General features: G+C 42.4%; 14 protein-coding genes, 2 tRNA genes and 1 other RNA gene. 2 read left to right on the top strand and 15 right to left on the bottom strand.

Features of this window, described 5'->3' with window-relative positions; all coding sequences use genetic code 11:
* Positions 1-8 precede the first annotated feature (8 nt).
* The 6 genes from gla to HMPREF8578_RS08120 form a co-directional block, all read right to left on the bottom strand.
* Positions 9-878: an aquaglyceroporin Gla gene (gla, locus tag HMPREF8578_RS08145; protein WP_000348117.1), complete on the bottom strand. Its 870-nt coding sequence runs from the start codon at positions 876-878 to the stop codon at positions 9-11.
* A gap of 157 nt (positions 879-1,035) precedes the next feature.
* A complete protein-coding gene (locus tag HMPREF8578_RS08140) occupies positions 1,036-2,202 on the bottom strand; it encodes an ATP-grasp domain-containing protein (protein ID WP_001108624.1) in 1,167 nt (388 codons plus the stop codon).
* A 12-nt stretch (positions 2,203-2,214) separates the two neighbouring features.
* Positions 2,215-2,955, bottom strand: a complete 741-nt coding sequence (locus HMPREF8578_RS08135; RefSeq protein ID WP_000546775.1) for an esterase family protein — start codon at positions 2,953-2,955, stop codon at positions 2,215-2,217.
* A 20-nt stretch (positions 2,956-2,975) separates the two neighbouring features.
* Positions 2,976-3,800, bottom strand: a complete 825-nt coding sequence (locus HMPREF8578_RS08130; RefSeq protein WP_001016816.1) for an alpha/beta hydrolase — start codon at positions 3,798-3,800, stop codon at positions 2,976-2,978.
* Between the two features lie 136 nt (positions 3,801-3,936).
* The gene (gene thiI, locus HMPREF8578_RS08125) at positions 3,937-5,151 is read right to left on the bottom strand and encodes a tRNA uracil 4-sulfurtransferase ThiI (RefSeq protein ID WP_001200089.1); all 1,215 of its coding nucleotides are present in this window, start codon (positions 5,149-5,151) and stop codon (positions 3,937-3,939) included.
* 8 nt (positions 5,152-5,159) lie between these two features.
* Positions 5,160-6,302, bottom strand: coding sequence for a cysteine desulfurase family protein (locus tag HMPREF8578_RS08120; RefSeq protein WP_000638940.1), 1,143 nt, complete (start codon positions 6,300-6,302; stop codon positions 5,160-5,162).
* Positions 6,303-6,439: 137 nt separating this feature from the next.
* On the opposite strand from HMPREF8578_RS08120, the gene HMPREF8578_RS08115 reads away from it, so the two are divergent.
* The gene (locus tag HMPREF8578_RS08115) at positions 6,440-6,865 is read left to right on the top strand and encodes a DUF6556 family protein (protein WP_000073915.1); all 426 of its coding nucleotides are present in this window, start codon (positions 6,440-6,442) and stop codon (positions 6,863-6,865) included.
* Positions 6,866-6,910: 45 nt separating this feature from the next.
* Here HMPREF8578_RS08115 and HMPREF8578_RS08110 read toward each other — a convergent pair whose 3' ends face one another.
* The 4 genes from HMPREF8578_RS08110 to HMPREF8578_RS08095 form a co-directional block, all read right to left on the bottom strand.
* Positions 6,911-9,217, bottom strand: coding sequence for a DNA translocase FtsK (locus tag HMPREF8578_RS08110; RefSeq protein ID WP_002893144.1), 2,307 nt, complete (start codon positions 9,215-9,217; stop codon positions 6,911-6,913).
* Positions 9,218-9,303: 86 nt separating this feature from the next.
* Positions 9,304-11,256, bottom strand: coding sequence for a PTS fructose transporter subunit IIABC (locus HMPREF8578_RS08105; protein ID WP_000701476.1), 1,953 nt, complete (start codon positions 11,254-11,256; stop codon positions 9,304-9,306).
* Positions 11,253-12,164: a 1-phosphofructokinase gene (gene pfkB, locus HMPREF8578_RS08100; RefSeq protein ID WP_000640821.1), complete on the bottom strand. Its 912-nt coding sequence runs from the start codon at positions 12,162-12,164 to the stop codon at positions 11,253-11,255. Before pfkB ends, HMPREF8578_RS08105 begins: the two co-directional genes overlap by 4 nt.
* Complete coding sequence (locus tag HMPREF8578_RS08095) at positions 12,161-12,901, bottom strand: DeoR/GlpR family DNA-binding transcription regulator (RefSeq protein ID WP_000920673.1); 741 nt, start codon at positions 12,899-12,901, stop codon at positions 12,161-12,163. The genes pfkB and HMPREF8578_RS08095 overlap by 4 nt, the downstream gene beginning before the upstream one ends.
* 161 nt (positions 12,902-13,062) lie before the next feature.
* Between HMPREF8578_RS08095 and HMPREF8578_RS08090 the strand changes: the two genes are divergently transcribed.
* Positions 13,063-13,150: transfer RNA gene (locus tag HMPREF8578_RS08090), tRNA-Ser, on the top strand.
* A gap of 168 nt (positions 13,151-13,318) precedes the next feature.
* Here HMPREF8578_RS08090 and HMPREF8578_RS08085 read toward each other — a convergent pair.
* The 5 genes from HMPREF8578_RS08085 to HMPREF8578_RS08070 form a co-directional block, all read right to left on the bottom strand.
* Entirely contained in the window at positions 13,319-14,278 is a 960-nt protein-coding gene (locus HMPREF8578_RS08085) for a hypothetical protein (RefSeq protein WP_000721414.1), read from the bottom strand.
* Positions 14,279-14,357: 79 nt separating this feature from the next.
* Positions 14,358-14,445 (bottom strand) — tRNA-Ser (locus HMPREF8578_RS08080).
* Positions 14,446-14,516: 71 nt separating this feature from the next.
* Positions 14,517-14,864, bottom strand: a transfer-messenger RNA (tmRNA) gene (gene ssrA, locus HMPREF8578_RS12440).
* A 58-nt stretch (positions 14,865-14,922) separates the two neighbouring features.
* Complete coding sequence (locus tag HMPREF8578_RS08075) at positions 14,923-15,558, bottom strand: SGNH/GDSL hydrolase family protein (RefSeq protein ID WP_000290624.1); 636 nt, start codon at positions 15,556-15,558, stop codon at positions 14,923-14,925.
* 1 nt (position 15,559) lies between these two features.
* On the bottom strand, positions 15,560-16,387 hold the full coding sequence (locus HMPREF8578_RS08070) for a Cof-type HAD-IIB family hydrolase (RefSeq protein ID WP_000152909.1): 828 nt from the start codon (positions 16,385-16,387) through the stop codon (positions 15,560-15,562).
* Positions 16,388-16,396 lie beyond the last annotated feature (9 nt).

The following is a 16,396-nucleotide window of genomic DNA, read 5'->3' as shown; positions in this document are numbered from 1 at the left end:
TTCATTTCTTATAGGTAAAGTAGTTTGAATAGTGCTACTGCTGCAATACCCGCTGCAATTGGAGCTACAACTGGAACCCATGCATACCACCATTTTGAATCACCCTTGTGTTGACCAAGAACTGATTTTGGAAGGAGTTCGTGAAGAAGACGTGGTCCAAAGTCACGAGCTGGGTTCAAACCAGGTCCAGTAGGTCCACCAAGTGAAGTTACCAAGGCCATCACTAGGAAACCAAGTGCCAAGTGCGCAACTGAGATCCCAGCAGCTGTATGTGGAGCTACTTGAGCTTTCACTGCCAATTCACTTAAATCAACAGTTTGTCCAGCTTGAGTAGCCATTTGTTTCATGTATTGAAGAACCTCAGCACCAAAGAAGTTTTTAGTCAAACCAAGTGCTGCAAAGAAAAGAACAAATGAACCTACAAACTCATTGAGGAATCCGTTAACAGTAGCTGCAAAACGTGATTCTTTTGTACCGTGGTCGATGCTTGAAATTGTTGAGAAGGTACCCAAGATATTGTTAGGGTTCTCTGTCTTCAAGTAGTAAGGACGGTGAGTCGCTACAACCAAAGCTTGACCAAAGATTGCTCCCAAAACTTGTGCTAGGATGTAATATGGTACTTGCTCCCAAGAGAAAAGTCCACTAACAGCAAGTCCAAGAGTGAAAGCTGGGTTGATGTGGTTACCAGATACATTACCAAACATCAAAGCTGGGATCATAACCCCCATACCATAACCAACCGCGATAACGAGCCAGCCACTTTGGTGACCTTTCGTACCTTTAAGTTCAACGTTAGCAACTGCACCATTACCAAGAATGATCAAAATAGCAGTTCCCAAGAATTCTGTGGCATATTTAATAGCCCATGTAAAATCCATTTGATAGATTCTCCTTAAATTTTTTTAGACAATCCTTATTCTATCAATTTTTAGCCCTTTTAGCAATATCTTTTCTAAAAGAATCTATGGAAAACGCTTTATTTAACTTATCTTTAAGAAAAGGACAAAAGGAGTCAAACTCCTTTCATCCTAATCGTTATTCTTGACGTTGACCAAAGTCTACAATCATCTGCTCCATCTCTTGGCGACTCGGAGTGGTCAGCATATAAAGGTAGTCCCCTTGTAGCTCTGCAAAAGCTGCTGGCATGATTTTTTTGACCTTGAATTGCTGGCTGTACTTAGCAAGCAAGTCTTCTTCTGAATAGACATAATTTGCATTGGCACGACGTGATGTAGCTAGACAGTATTGAGGTTCAAACTCTGATGCTGGGAACTCTTCTCCTGCGACAATAGCTGCATAGCCACGATAGAGGTCCAAAGAGTGAGCAAAGTTATAAACATCAATGGTAAAGCCACCTGCAGGACGGTTATTGTACTCAATGGCAATGTAGTCGTCCCCGTCACGGAAAAACTCGATATGGAAAAAGCGTTCTCTCATTCCAAATTCTTTGACAATGGCCTCACCATACTTGCGCAGTTTGGGATCCATATCCTTAAGCACATAGTAGGAATTGTCCATCTTATAAATCATGAGATCAAGTGGTGTATGGGCGTAGTCAAAAGTCGTTGAAAAGACGATATTACCATCCTTGTCCACAAGTCCGTCAAAGGTACAGATTTCGCTAGAAGTGACAAATTTTTCAAAGAAATAAACGGTTGAATGATCCCATTCAGCCTTAAAGTGATTTACATCTTCTTCTGTCTCAAGTTTAAAGGTTGCTGCCGCTCCCACTCCATTGTCAGGTTTGGCAATCATTGGTAGACCGATTTCGTTCACTGCTTTATCCACATCTGCTTCCGTATGGATAACAGCTCCAGGTACCACAGGGACGCCTGCTTTTTTGAAAAGTTTCTTCATCTCAGACTTATATTTGGTCTTTTTGAGATCCTCTGGTTTGGCACCAAAGACATTGAATTGCTCTCTGAGTGTTGCGTCCAGCTCAAGCCAGTATTCATTGTGGGACTCGATGCGGTCGATAGAACCATGCTTGTAGAAAAGAAAGGCAACCGCACGCTTGACTTCGTCTATATTCTCAAGATTATCTACACGGAAATACTCGGTCAAGCTATTGCGCAAAGGTTCATCTAGTTGTTCGTAAGGTTCTTGACCAATCCCCAAAACGGTAATGCCTTTATTGGCTAGCTCGATGGTAAACTGTTGGAAGTTTTGCGGATAGTAGGGAGAAATAACAAGGTAATTCATAGGCAACTCCTTTTATAGATACAGGTGTCCAAGAAAATAGGGCATTTGTTTACGCCACCATTCCCAGTCGTGGGCGACATCGTGTCCCCATTCAGCAAACCAGGCTGGAATTTGTTTCTGGTCAAAGGCTTCTTTAAGCTTGTAGAAAGATGGTAGACCGTCTTGTTCCCAGGCACCAAGTCCCGTACAAACGACGATTTCTGCCTGACGGTAACGATCAATAAACCAGCCGTCGTTTTGATTCCAGATATAATCTACAGGTGAGTTTTGGTAAATAGCATCATCATTGTAGTAATCGCCAACGAAGAAACGTGCGTCGTAAACACCACTGAGGGCAATCACCTTGGTAAAGACATCTGGATGCTGGAGGAAGAAATTGAGTGCATGGTAGGCTCCCATGGAGCAACCCGTCGTCATCATCCCATCAAACCAACCTGTCTTGTGCTTGATAAAAGGAATCGCCTCCTCAATCACATAGCGTTCGTAAGCTCGATGCATCTCCGCTTGGTCATGACTATTTTTCCAAGTAGCCAGCCAGCTCTCACTGTCAACACTGGATAAGGTAAAAAACTGAACACGGCCTTCCTCGATAAAGGAAGCACAGGCGTCAATCATGCCAAAATCATAGTATTCGTTGTGACTACCACCAGATGAAGCAAAAACAACAACTGGAATCCCAGCATGTCCATAACGGTTGAGGTACATTTCACGATTAAGATTGCCACTCCAGTGGCTAAGCTTTTCAATATGCATTGGCTTTCTCCTTTCTTAACTTACCATTTCTCTGCAAAAAATCGGAGACAGTCTGGTAAATTTTCCGACCATGGAATCTCACTATGGATAGCACCAGACTGAACTTTCAAGACAAGATTATCCAAGCCTACTCCACCTGCAATCAAATCACGGTAATAGCGAAGCGACGAATCGATATAGGCTTGCTTAATATTGCCAGCCATTAGGGTCTTGTCCGTATCGTCTGCTTCTTCTGTTCCTACATAGATGAAAATGCGCTGTTCAGGCGACAATTTCTTGCGCTCGATATAGCGGTTAAAGGCTTCTTGGTGAAGCCAGTTGGCAGATGAGAAGACACCTAGACAACCAATTCGGTCTTGGTACTCTAGTCCGATAAACTGGGTAATATTGCCTCCTAGTGACGAACCAATCATAGCCGTGTGCTGGCGATCAGCTTTGGTTCGGTAGGTTTCATCGATAAAAGGCTTGACCACCTCCATGACAAACTCGGCATACTCCACACCCTTACCGCCAAACTGCTGGCCTGGGATAGGAGATTCTTGAAACTTCCAAGCCGCATACTCATTCATCCGTCCCATGCCGTCATTATCTATGGCAACGACAATCATGCGACTGATGTCAGGATTCCGCTTAATGGCTGGAATAATCTTCCAAGAGTGTCCGATATAGGACTCCTTGCTGTAAAAGACATTTTGTCCATCATGAAAGTAAACAACAGGGTAAAAACGGTCTGTGTCTTTCTCGTAGTCCTTTGGCAGGAGCACACGCACACGACGCTCTTTTCCTGTATAAGGAACCTTGAGTTTGTGTTCTTTCATTTTTAAGTAAAAGTAGGAATGATTCATTGTCAGAAAACTCTCTATATTCAAAATTTTATCTTATTATACCACAAAAATAGAAAAAAAGTCAGTAATTGTCCATTTTAAGGATAAATAACTAACTTTTTTCATTTAATATTCTAAATTCTTCTGGGTTTTCTGATTAGAGGAAATTGTCAATCAATTCATCCACAGCATCTTTTTCAACCTGAGGTGTAATCTTAGTGATCATAATCCCTGCCACTGCTCGCTCAACCAAGCCTTCAACATCCATGCGTTTTTCATACTGCTCAGCATTCTCTATCTTAGGATTAGTCTTAGGACGATCAGGCGCAAAAATAGTACAGCAGTCCTCAAAAGGCTGAATTGAAATTTCAAAGGTATCGATTTCCTGCGCGATGTCAATGATTTCCAACTTGTCCATGGTAACCACGGGACGAATGATTGGAGTGCTAGTCACAGCGTTGATGGTCTGCATGCTTTCCAAGGTCTGGCTGGCTACTTGACCAAGACTTTCCCCATTGATGATAACTAAACCATTTCGTACCTCACGGATTCGGTCGGTAATGCGCATCATAAAACGACGCGTCAAGGTCATGAGGTAGGCTTCTGGCGCCTTAGCCTTGATTTCCTCTTGAATCTCTGTAAAAGGTACCTCGATAAACTGGATATTGCCACCAAACTTGGTCAATTTCCGAGTCAAATCGTGGGCTTTCTTGAGGGCACCAGGACTGGTGTAAGGTGGGCTAGCAAAGTGGACGGCTTCAATATCAACCCCTCGTTTAAGGGCTAAATAACCTGCTACAGGTGAGTCAATCCCTCCTGACAACATAAGCATACCTTTACCAGAACTTCCCACAGGTAATCCTCCAGCTCCACGAAAAGTTTCATAGGAAAGATAGGCAGCCTCCTCACGAATCTCAACCTGAAGATTAATATCTGGATTTTTCATCTGAGCTTGCACGTTTGGAATAGCCTCGAAAACAGCACCACCAAGAGTTTGATTGAGTTCACGACTGTCGAGTTCAAAGTTGTGGTCGCTTCGCTTACTAGTGATTTTAAAGGTCATGCCTTCCTTATAGATTTCCTTCATAATCTCTTGGACAGCAGACTTCAGAACGTCCACTGACTTTTCAATCTTATACACAGGAGAAAAATTTTGAATTCCAAAGACTTGTTTGAGCGATTCTGCAACTGCTGTGTAATCTGCTCCATTGAGGTAAGCGTGGGCACGGTCGCGATCTGCGGTTACCTTAACCTGGGGATAGATAGACAAAACGTCTGAAATATTATTACGAAGTTTATTAATGAAACGCATACGATTTTTGTGCTTGGTTGACAATTCTCCGTAACGAATCATAATTTCTGAATACTGCATAAATGCTCCTATCTTACTTTTCTAGTTTGATTGTAAATTAATTTTAGCTTGGTCAAGAACTGCTCGACCTGACTCATGTCATTTTCCAAGTCTAGGCTTAGGCGAACAGCTGACTGGGCCTTATCCTTGTCCACTCCCATGGCAATCAAGGTCCCTGCGGGTTTTCCTGCCTTGGACGAACAAGCAGAGGTTGTCGAAATGAAAATGTCATAGTCTTCAAAAGCGTGAACAATGACTTCACCACGAACACCTTTAATCCCAAAAGTCAGGATATGAGGGGCAAAGTCATCCTCATCTGAAAAGACAAAAATATCTGGATAATCCAGAAGGGCTTGACGAATGACTGCCTTCATTTGCCCTGTCTTACTAGCAAAGATAGCTAACTTTTCCATAGCCAAACGGAGAGCCTTGGCTGTCGCTGCAATTCCAGCAACATTTTCAGTTGTCGAACGAGAGTCTCGCTCCTGACCACCACCAGTTAAAAGAGGCGTAATCTTCTTACCAGACTTGATATAGACAAATCCAACACCTCTGACACCATGAAACTTATGACTCGAAAAGGTCGCAAAATCCACTCGATCAGTTAGATAGTTTTCAGTTGGAATCTTAGCAAGTGCCTGAACTGCATCAACATGGAAGGAAATAGTTGGCTTATCTGCCAAGAGTTCTGAAATAGCCTCAATAGGCTGGATAGAGCCGATTTCATTGTTAACTGCCATGATGGAGACGAGAGTCGTATCAGGACGTATCAAATCTGCTAATGCTTCAACATCCACAAATCCTTTCTCATCAACTGGAGCAAAATCTATCTCAAAACCTTGACTTTTCAGCCATAGAGCTGACTCCTTGACTGCTGGATGCTCAATAGCTGATACGATGATGTGCTTGCCATACTGGGCTTTTTCAAAGGCCACACCCTTGATGACCCAGTTATCCCCTTCTGTTCCACCAGAGGTAAAGAAGATTTCATCACTCTTCTTCCCAATCAAATCTGCAATTTGCTGCCGGGAAGCATCTAAAATTCGTGTTGCCTGATCTCCCAAACGATGGAGACTAGACGGATTTCCTACAATTTTTGAAGCAACCTGCATGTAGGTTTCAAGTGCTTCAGGATAAGGCTTAGTTGTCGCCGAATTATCAAAGTAGATCATGTTTTCTCACGCTTTCTAAAATCACTCCTTCTATTGTATCACGAAAAGAGACCTGCGACAAGAAAGGGAGGTTTCTCTTTTTTTAAGATTTTTTTAAAGAAATGAGGTATAATAAATCATAATTAAAGGAGAGTATCATGTCTAACTATCGTAGAACTTCAAAACCAAAAACAGAACACATCAAAAAGGGATTTACTGTCTTTCAAAAAACGATTGCTACCATCGGTAGTATCCTTGGCCTAATCACCGCTACTATCACCATCATGAACGCTATGGATAATAACAAAAACAACAAGAAAGAACCGACGACAACTCAAACAACTGTTGTCAAGGAAATTCAAAAAGAATCCCCTCAGGAAAATACTACTCCTAACAGGGACAACACTTCTACTAAAGAAAATACCCCACAAGAAGAAACTTCCCAATCCAACAAGAAAGAGGAGAAAAAAGAAGAACAGAAAACAACAACTCAGGACTCTTCCACACCTGCTACAAATAAAGAAACAAGCGATAATGGAACACAGTCAAATACGACGAGTTCTGAAACTAAAACGAACCAGTAATTACAAAAATAACTTCTTTCCAAATTTGGAAAGAAGTTATTTTTTTTATTGTTGCAATACTTTTCGTGGTTTGGTTCCCTCAGCTGGACCGATGACACCTGCCATTTCGAGTTCTTCCATAAGGCGGGTCGCACGATTAAATCCAACCGACAAACGACGCTGAATCATCGAAGCACTAGCTTTCTGGGTTTCGATAACCAAAGCCTTAGCTTCTTCAAAAAGCGGATCGCCACCAGCTTCACCGTCAGAGAAATCTCCTTCATTTTCAGGAACATCTCCTGGGTCAAAGCTGTCATCGTAGTCCGCATCCGCCTGAGCCTTGATGAAGTTTACGATGCGTTCAACATCATCATCTGAGATAAAGGATCCTTGTAGACGGACTGGGTGATTTTCATCGATTGGTTTAAAGAGCATATCTCCTCGACCGAGCAGTTTTTCTGCTCCATTTTCATCCAAGATGGTTCGTGAATCTGTACCTGATGAAACTGCAAAAGCCACACGAGATGGAACATTGGCCTTGATAAGGCCAGAGATAACATCAACCGATGGGCGCTGTGTTGCGAGAATCATGTGAATCCCTGCGGCACGCGCCTTCTGTCCGAGACGAATGATGGCATCTTCTACTTCCTTGCTAGCCACCATCATGAGGTCTGCCAACTCATCCACAATGACAACAATCAAAGGCAGAGGTACTTGTTTGTACTCAGATTGGCTATTAAATTCCTCAACCTTGGCATTGTAACCAGCGATATTTCGTACTCCAACCTTAGCAAAGAGTTCGTAACGATTTTCCATCTCATCCACAACCTTTTGCAGGGCCTTGCTGGCCTTGCGTGGATTTGTCACAACTGGAATCAAGAGGTGAGGAATGTCATTGTAAACCGATAGCTCAACCATCTTAGGATCGACCATCATAAACTTGACCTGATCGGGTCTTGCTTTCATAAGAATGCTAGCGATAATACCATTAACTGCGACTGACTTCCCTGATCCCGTCGAACCTGCAACGAGTAGGTGGGGCATCTTGGAAAGGTCAAAGGTGCGAGCCGTTCCATTAACCGCCTTCCCTAGAGGAATTTCGAGGAGATTTTCTGGTTTAGTCTGAGACTGTTCCCAGAGTTCTCGGAAGGAAACGGTCGCAATTTCAGAGTTAGGAACCTCAATTCCGACTAAGGATTTACCAGGAATCGGAGCCTCAATCCGAACATCCTTGGCCGCCAGAGCCAGCGCTAAGTCGTCTGCCAGATTGGAAATGCGGTTAACCCGTACACCAACGGCCGGCTTGACTTCATACTTGGTAACTGATGGTCCAATTTCAGCCCGTTCCACCGTCACCTTGATACCAAAGCTGGCAAAGGTTTCTTCTAGGATTTTGATATTTTCTCGAACAATCTTCTTTTCCTTGGACTGATCTTTTGGTTTATCTGGCGCAAAGAGTTGCAAGCTTGGTAGCTTGTATTCGAGGGCTTCCTTGGCAGAAAAATCAACCTGTACCTCTTCATCCTCAAAGTCTTCTTCCACATCTGAAACGTCAAAATCAGCTTGAGGGAGGATAATCTCCGGTTCGATCCACTCTTCCTCAGGAATTGGGGGGAAATCGTAGTCTGGTACCTCTGATAAGATTTCTCCCGTTTCAGGATCTACAGGAGGAAGCGGTAATGCATCCTGTTCTTCTTGTTCTCTCTGAATTCTGGCAGCTTCTTCAGCTTCTTGACGAGCCTTCTCTTCTTCTCTCTTGATGAAGCGTTCCTGTTTTCTCTGTTCCTGTTTTTCCATGAAGGATCTGAACTGAGCTCCAATAAAGGCTGCAACATCATAAATAGACCAAGGACTAACCAAGAGTGCCCCAACTAGAATCAAGAGAACTCCAATAAAGTACGATCCGATATTTGAGAAAAGAAAGGATATGGGGATATAGAGTCCAACACCAAGCAAGCCTCCACCAGCGAAGCTAGTCACTCGCATACCAGTCAAGTCCGTCATAACTTGAGACAGGGTCCCTTTTAGAACTGACTGCTCCAAGCCATATTTCCAAACCAAGTAGGCCTCAAAAATCAAGAGCAAGCCAGCGAAGATACAAAGAAATCCTGACAGAAGCCCCTCTTGCTTGCGGATCCATTTAAATAAAAAAAGATAAATGAGTAGGGCACCAATGGCCACATAGGCCAAACTTCCGACCACCAGTCGAATGAGATTATAAAGGGTGATACCCGCCGCACCAAGCTTGAGGGCTGCAATAATCAACAATAAAGCAATCCCTAAGGAAATCAACATCCTCTGAATAGCCTGTTTTCTTTCGAGTTCTGCTTTAGACGGTCTCCGTCTTGTTTTTGTAGTATTCTTGTTTGCCATTCTTCTATTATATCATATTTCATAGGCATTTCGAATAGAGAAAAAGATTGCACCAAATGGTAACAATCTTTCTATTCTAATCCTTTTTATGCTTGTGGCTTGCGTAGGTAACCATAAACCACACCACTTACAATTGCGCCAACCAAGACAAAGGCAAGGTAGAGAAGGGCATTTGAAGTAAGAGCAATGACGAAGATTCCTCCGTGTGGCGCCATGAGTTTGATACCAGCAAGACCAACGAGTCCGCCTGCTACTGCCGAACCAAGGATGAAGCTAGGAATCGCACGAGCTGGGTCTGCTGCACCAAATGGAATTGCTCCCTCAGTGATAAATGACAAGCCCATGATGATGTTTGTCAAACCAGAGTTGCGTTCTTCTTTGGTAAATTTATCTTTGAAAAGAAGGGTTGCGACAAAGATAGCAAGTGGTGGCACCATTCCTCCAGCCATAACTGCTGCCATGGCCACAGAACCACCTGAAGAAACAGTTGCTGCAAGCGTACCTGTACCAAAGACATAAGCAGCTTTGTTGACTGGTCCACCCATGTCAACAGCCATCATGCCTCCAAGAACGATACCAAGAAGGACAGCTGAACCTCCTCCAAGACCGCCTAGGAAGTCATTCATAGCAGTGTTGATTGCTGCCATTGGGATGTTAACAGCTAGCATAACAAATCCAGTCAAGATTGTTCCAAAAAGTGGCAAGAGAAGGATTGATTTAGCACCTTCAAGTGAACGTGGCACTTTTACGTATTTCTTGATAGCGAGAACCAAGGCACCTGCGATAAATCCACCAACAAGTGCACCTAGGAAACCAGATGAGACACCTGCAAGAGTTGAAGTTGCTTCACCTCCTGCAGCATAAGGGATTTTACCAAAGGCAAAACCTTCTTTGGCAATAGCACCAGCAACGAAACCAGCTACCAAACCTGGTTTTTCAGCGATAGAGTAGGCTACGTATCCTGCAAAAACTGGAAGCATCAAGCCAAAGGCTGCTCCACCAATTTTCATGAACATAGAAGCTAGTTCATGGTAGGATCCGAGATTGCCAAGACTATCTTGTGGCACACCAAAAGCTCCGTCGATTAAGAAGGCGAGGGCAATCATGATACCACCACCGATAACGAATGGCAACATTTGAGATACACCACTCATCAAGTGTTTGTAGAAAGCACCACCGATACTTTGTTTTTCATTAGATGCTGTTGCAGCTTTTGCTCCATTTGCAGCACGATAAACTTCAGCATCTCCTGAAAGAGCCAAATTGATCAATTCTTCAGTCTTACGGATACCGTCTGCAACTGGACGGTTAACCAAAGGTTTACCATCAAAACGATCCATTTCTACTGCCTTGTCTGCTGCGACGATAACAGCTTTAGCCTTGCGAATGTCCTCTGCAGTCAATTGGTTCCCAACACCACTAGCTCCGTTGGTTTCAACCTTTATCCCAACACCCATTTCAGCAGCCACTTTTTGAAGGGCTTCTTGGGCCATGTATGTGTGGGCAATACCTGTCGTACAAGCCGTAACAGCAACGATAAAGTCACCAGATTCATTGGCAGGTGCTTGAACAGGCTGCTCAGCTGTTTCTGAAGCTTGGTCAAAGAGTTCGATAACTTGATCTGCAGATGTTACTTGACGAAGTTTGTCAGCGAAACCTTCTTTCATCAAGTATTGAGACAATTCTGCCAAGGCTGCCAAGTGAGTATCATTGGCACCTTCTGGAGCTGCAATCATGAAGAAGAGGTCTGTTGGTTGCCCATCCAAACTTTCATAGTCAACACCCTTATTTGACTTTGCAAAGAGAACTGTTGCTTCTTTGACAGCAGAGTTTTTACTGTGAGGCATAGCGATTCCGTCACCCAAACCAGTGGAAGTGAGAGCTTCACGCGCTACAATTCCTTCTTTAAAGGTTTCAAAATCCGTCACGTAACCGTGATCTACCAAACTTTTAATCATCTCTTCGATAACAGCTGTTTTTTCAGTTGCCTGTAAATCCAGCAACATGACATCTTTTCTCAATAGGTCTTGAATTTTCATCGTTTTTCTACCTCAACTTTTTCATATGTTTCTTTAATAAATTCCGCTGTTGCCAAGTCATCCGAGAAGGTCGTTGCTGTTCCACAAGCTACTCCCCATTTGAAGGCTTCTACTGCATCTTTAGATTTGACAAATTCACCTGTAAACCCAGCAACCATAGAGTCACCAGCTCCCACTGAATTCTTGACTGTTCCCTTGATAGGTTTTGCGAAGTATGCTCCCTCAGATGTGACAAGAAGAGCACCGTCGCCAGCCATGGAGATAATAACGTTTTGAGCTCCTTTGACCAGTAACTGACGAGCATAGTTCTCGATTTCTTCTAAACTTTCGAGTTTCACTCCAAAGATAGCTCCAAGCTCGTGATTGTTTGGTTTAACCAAAAGTGGCTGGTAGTCCAAACTATCAATCAAGGTCTGTCCTTCAAAATCACAAACCACTTGCGCACCAGTCTGGCGTGTCAAGGCAATCAAATCTTTGTAGATAACATTACCTAGATTCTTAGCACTTGAACCTGCAAACACCACCGTATCTTCTGCAGTCAAACTAGACAAAATAGCTTTCAACTCTTCTAGCTGAGCTGGTTCCACAGTTGGACCTGTTCCATTGATTTCTGTTTCTTGGTCTGCTTTAATCTTGACATTGATGCGAGTATCTTCTGCTACTTGGACAAAATGCGTTTCGATTTCCTCTTCTGCCAAAGTATCTGTGATAAATTTACCAGTAAAACCTCCGATAAATCCAGTCGCTGTATTTGGAATACCCAAGCGCTTCAAAACACGGCTAACATTGATTCCTTTCCCACCAGCAAACTTATCATCACTGTCCATACGATTGACACTACCGACTTGAACTTGCTCCAAGCGCACGATATAGTCTATGGATGGATTAAGTGTGACTGTATAAATCATACTTCTATTACCTCCGTTTTCTTCTTAATAGCCTGCAAGAGCTCATGCCCTTGACTTGTGATGACAATAGCGCGTTTAAGTGGTGCTACCTTGGCAAAGCAAGTTTGACCAATCTTTGACGAATCGACCAAGACATAAGTCTGTTTGGCATTCTCCAAAATAGCACGCTTAACGGCTCCCTCCTCCATATCAGGAGTCGTATAATAACCATCGTCCACACCATTCATCCCGATAAAGGCACGGTCAAAGTGCAATTGGTTAATTTGATTAAGAGCAACTCCACCGATACATGCATCTGTTGCCATCTTGACACTTCCTCCAACCATGACAGTTGGAATCTGTTTTTCAACCAACTGAACCGCATGGTGAATGGAGTTGGTCACAACTGTAATATTCTTATTAACCAATTCCTTGATTAAAAAAGCAGTTGTCGTTCCAGCATCGATAAAAATGACATCTTTTTCCTTAATAAGAGAGGCTGCTTTCTGAGCCAGTAGCTTCTTCTCTTGAAGGTTTTTGACAGATTTTTCTTGGATGGTTTCTTCTTCCTGCAAGGAGTGGGGCAATTCTGCTCCACCATGGACACGGCGAAGTTTGTTTTCCACCTCCAACTCGTCCAAATCTCTTCGTACTGTCGATTCTGATGTTTCTAATAGACTAACCAATTTTTCTAAGGAAACTACATGATGTTGATTTAACTCCTCTAAAATCAGTTGCTTCCGCTCAGTTTTTAACACCAAATCACCTCCTGTTATCGTTTACACTATTCATTCTAGCACAATTTCTATCAAAGTCAAGCAATTTTTGTCATTTTCTGTCAAATTCTATCATTTTTCTTATTTCCAAAATTTTTATTGCAAGATAAGTGGCTTTATGGTAGACTATTTGAGTAAGTATTGGAAGATTACTCAAGAGGCTTAAGAGGCCGTGTTGGAAACGCGGTAGGCGTGTAACAGCGTGCGTGGGTTCGAATCCCATGTCTTCCGTAGAAAAAAGAAAAACTGCACCTCAATGCAGTTTTTTATCGTTCTAAGAACAATACATAGAAATGAAAGGCTGAGTTACTCTAACTATCACACCACATTTTTGTATCCTAATTCATAAAAAAACAAGTAGTTTATTTTGACTACTTGTTTTTCTTTTAAATCTAAAGATTAGATATTGCTTTTATCTTTTTTATCTGAAGATTTGTCTGTTGATTTATCAGTGGATTTGTTTGAAGATTTATCAGAAGACTTGTCTGTTGATTTGTCATTAGACTTCGTTGAGTTTTTACGGACAATTTTATCATAACCTTCTGTATCATCAAGCAACTCTGTCGCCAAAGTACGGTAATCTTCTTGAGAAATCAGCCAGTTTCCATCCTTATCCTTTGTTAATTTGATTTCAGTATCAAAATCACCAGTAGTGAAAGGTGTATGAGCTAAGTTAGGGTCAACGTCACTGTAGGTTGAGAAATCTTTCTTAAATAGATGCTCAAAAATCCAGTAAGAAACCAATGTTTGGTAACGCTTGATGTCAACGTTTGAACCAGCTTGATTGTATTTACCTAGGTTATCAACACCTCCAATAAGAGTAGTGAGAACTTCCCTTGTAGATGAAGCCAATCCTTTAGAGTGTAACTTCTTAGAGTTGAAGGTAACAGTCGCTGTATTTCCTGATTCATCAACCTTCACGTCTTTAACAGTGTAAGAACTGATATCTTGATATAATCTACGTCTCATCTTCAAGAAACCTGAAATGGTTTCTTCTGGAGTTTCTACAGGGAAATCTTTGTGCCATTGTACTGAATAGGTAGATGCAGGTGAAAGCCCTTCTTCTTTGATTTTTTCACTTGTTTGCACTGCAAAAATGGCCTCAGTCCATTTTTCATAAGTTTCGCCATAAATTTTCTTGAATCGTGCAGAGTCGCTAGTGAGAACAGAGTCTAGGAGAATTTCAGCATCTTTTGTAACTTTCTCTTTAACTTCCGCTGCTTCATCCTTCTTCTCAACTTGTTCCGTTTTCTCCTTGTTGTCAGAAGAAGCTTCAGATGACTGATTAGAAAATGCAGAACATGCACCTAAGACAACTGTTGAAAGTGCTAAGATACTTAGTAACTTGATCTTTTTCATGTTTCACCTCTTTATGAAAATTTACTCTTGGAGACCACCTCCAAGCAGATTTGTTTAGAAAAACACTGGGTTTATCTAACGGAGAATGGGGGATTCGAACCCCCGCGCCAGTTACCCGACCTAACGATTTAGCAAACCGTCCTCTTCAGCCTCTTGAGTAATTCTCCACTAACACACTAAAGTAATAGGATACATCGAAGGATAAAATTTTGAAAAAATCATACTGTATACCCGTTCATAATGGAGCCGGTGGGAGTCGAACCCACGTCCAAACACCTGCCAACATATTTGTCTACAACCATAGGTTATGTATTGTTTTAACAGTCCCTCGACACATAACTCAAGCCTAGGAACTGCGAGTCTATTAATCTCTTATCAAACCACTAGACAAGGCTTGATCGTATCTCGCTAATCATAAGACCTGTCATTGAACACGAGCAATCCAAATCAGGTCACGCCTGCTGGTTTTTAGGCAGCTAGAGCGTAAGAAGTGTTATTTTTTGCAGTTATATTTAACTGAGCGTTTACGTCGCCACACGGGTTGCAAAATATGCCTCATAATGCCTGTCGAATCCGTAACGACCCCAAGATTATAGAACTATTATAACCTATCTTAATAAAAAATGCAAAATCAAGCCAATTCTTTAGAAAAGATACGTTTTCAAAACATCTGATAAGGCTTGATAACCGGCTACACTCAGATGGAGACCATCCGTTGTATAGGCTGATTGAAGTTGCCCTTCTGAATCTGTCAAACTATCATAAATCGACACAAAATCTACCTGCATATAGGCGGATGCTAGAGCCTCATAGGCTTGATTCCATTCTCTGATCTTTTCATTGGTACGAATGTATACTGTCTGCTTGTATTCTTCTCCTTCATTGACCGGTAGAATCGAAAGGAGCTTTATTTGTGACAGTGGATATTCTCGGGCAATCGATTGGATCACACGCTCAAGATTATCCAAGGCTTCATTCATGGAAATATCTTTTCCAATATCATTTGTCCCAATTAGGAGAACAATTTGATCGACAGCATCACCATACAGATGTGCATCAAGATTGTCTAGTAGAAGCCCCGTCTGGTAACCTCGGATGCCTCGATTAACAATCGTCTTGGCAGTCCCGAGTAACTCTTGCAAAGGGTAGTATTCTACAATCGAATCGCCGATAAAAATCATATCTGGTTCTAAAAGAGAAATCTGATTGAGTTCACGATACTTGGTCTGAATCTTTGCTTGCTCTTTTAGAAGCCAATTTTCTAATAACTGTACTGCCACCTTATCCCTCTTTCTCTAACCACTTTTCTAGAATCTGATACACACCCGCCTGGCTGTTAGCTGGAGCTAGGGCAGTTGCAACTGCCTTGGCCTCTTCATCAGCATTTTCCATAGCATAGGCAGTTCCAGCCATCTCCAACATCTCAACATCATTTTCGCTATCACCAAAAGCCATGATCTGTTCCGATGTCAAATTCCAGCGCTTGAGTAATTCTTCCAATCCCCAGGCCTTGTGAACTCCAGCCTGCAGGATATCAATACAGCCATAACCGCTAGAAACAGCTCTTACACGACCATCAAAGAGGTCATTGATTTCCTGCAAAACTGAACTAGAACGTTCCTCACCAACGACCATGCTCATCTTTAGGACTCCTCCAAAGAGGTCTGAGTTTAGTTCATCCACAAAATTAGTCCTTTGGTAAAGTTTTTCAATCATCTCTGGAGTCATAAATTTTTCTAGGTCTGTAAAAACAGTTCCTTCCTTGACAAAACTCCCATTCATACTAGTGACGACGAACTGATCTCGACACTCTCTCCCTTTAAAATGAAGGAGAGCCTTATCAACCATAGCATCATCCCATGTCTGTGCCTGAAGTAGTGTATCATACTCAAATATCCGCGCACCGTTGGCAACAACAAGGACTACCCGATTCGCCAAGTGTTCTAATAATTGCCTCATCCGATGGACTTCATTCCCTGTCGCAATGACAAAACGGATACCTCGTTCATCTAATTGGTCTAAAATCTTTTCTAGACGTGGCAGGTCCAGTTGGCCTCTTGGATCCAGCAAGGTTCCATCCATATCTGTTGCAATGAGTTTAATCGTCATCTCGTCTCC

Origin of the sequence: Streptococcus oralis ATCC 49296, assembly GCF_000185265.1 — a bacterium.
Lineage (GTDB): Bacteria > Bacillota > Bacilli > Lactobacillales > Streptococcaceae > Streptococcus > Streptococcus oralis_BC.
Note: the sequence above shows the minus strand (reverse complement) of the source record. Positions and strands in the feature narration are given on the sequence as shown.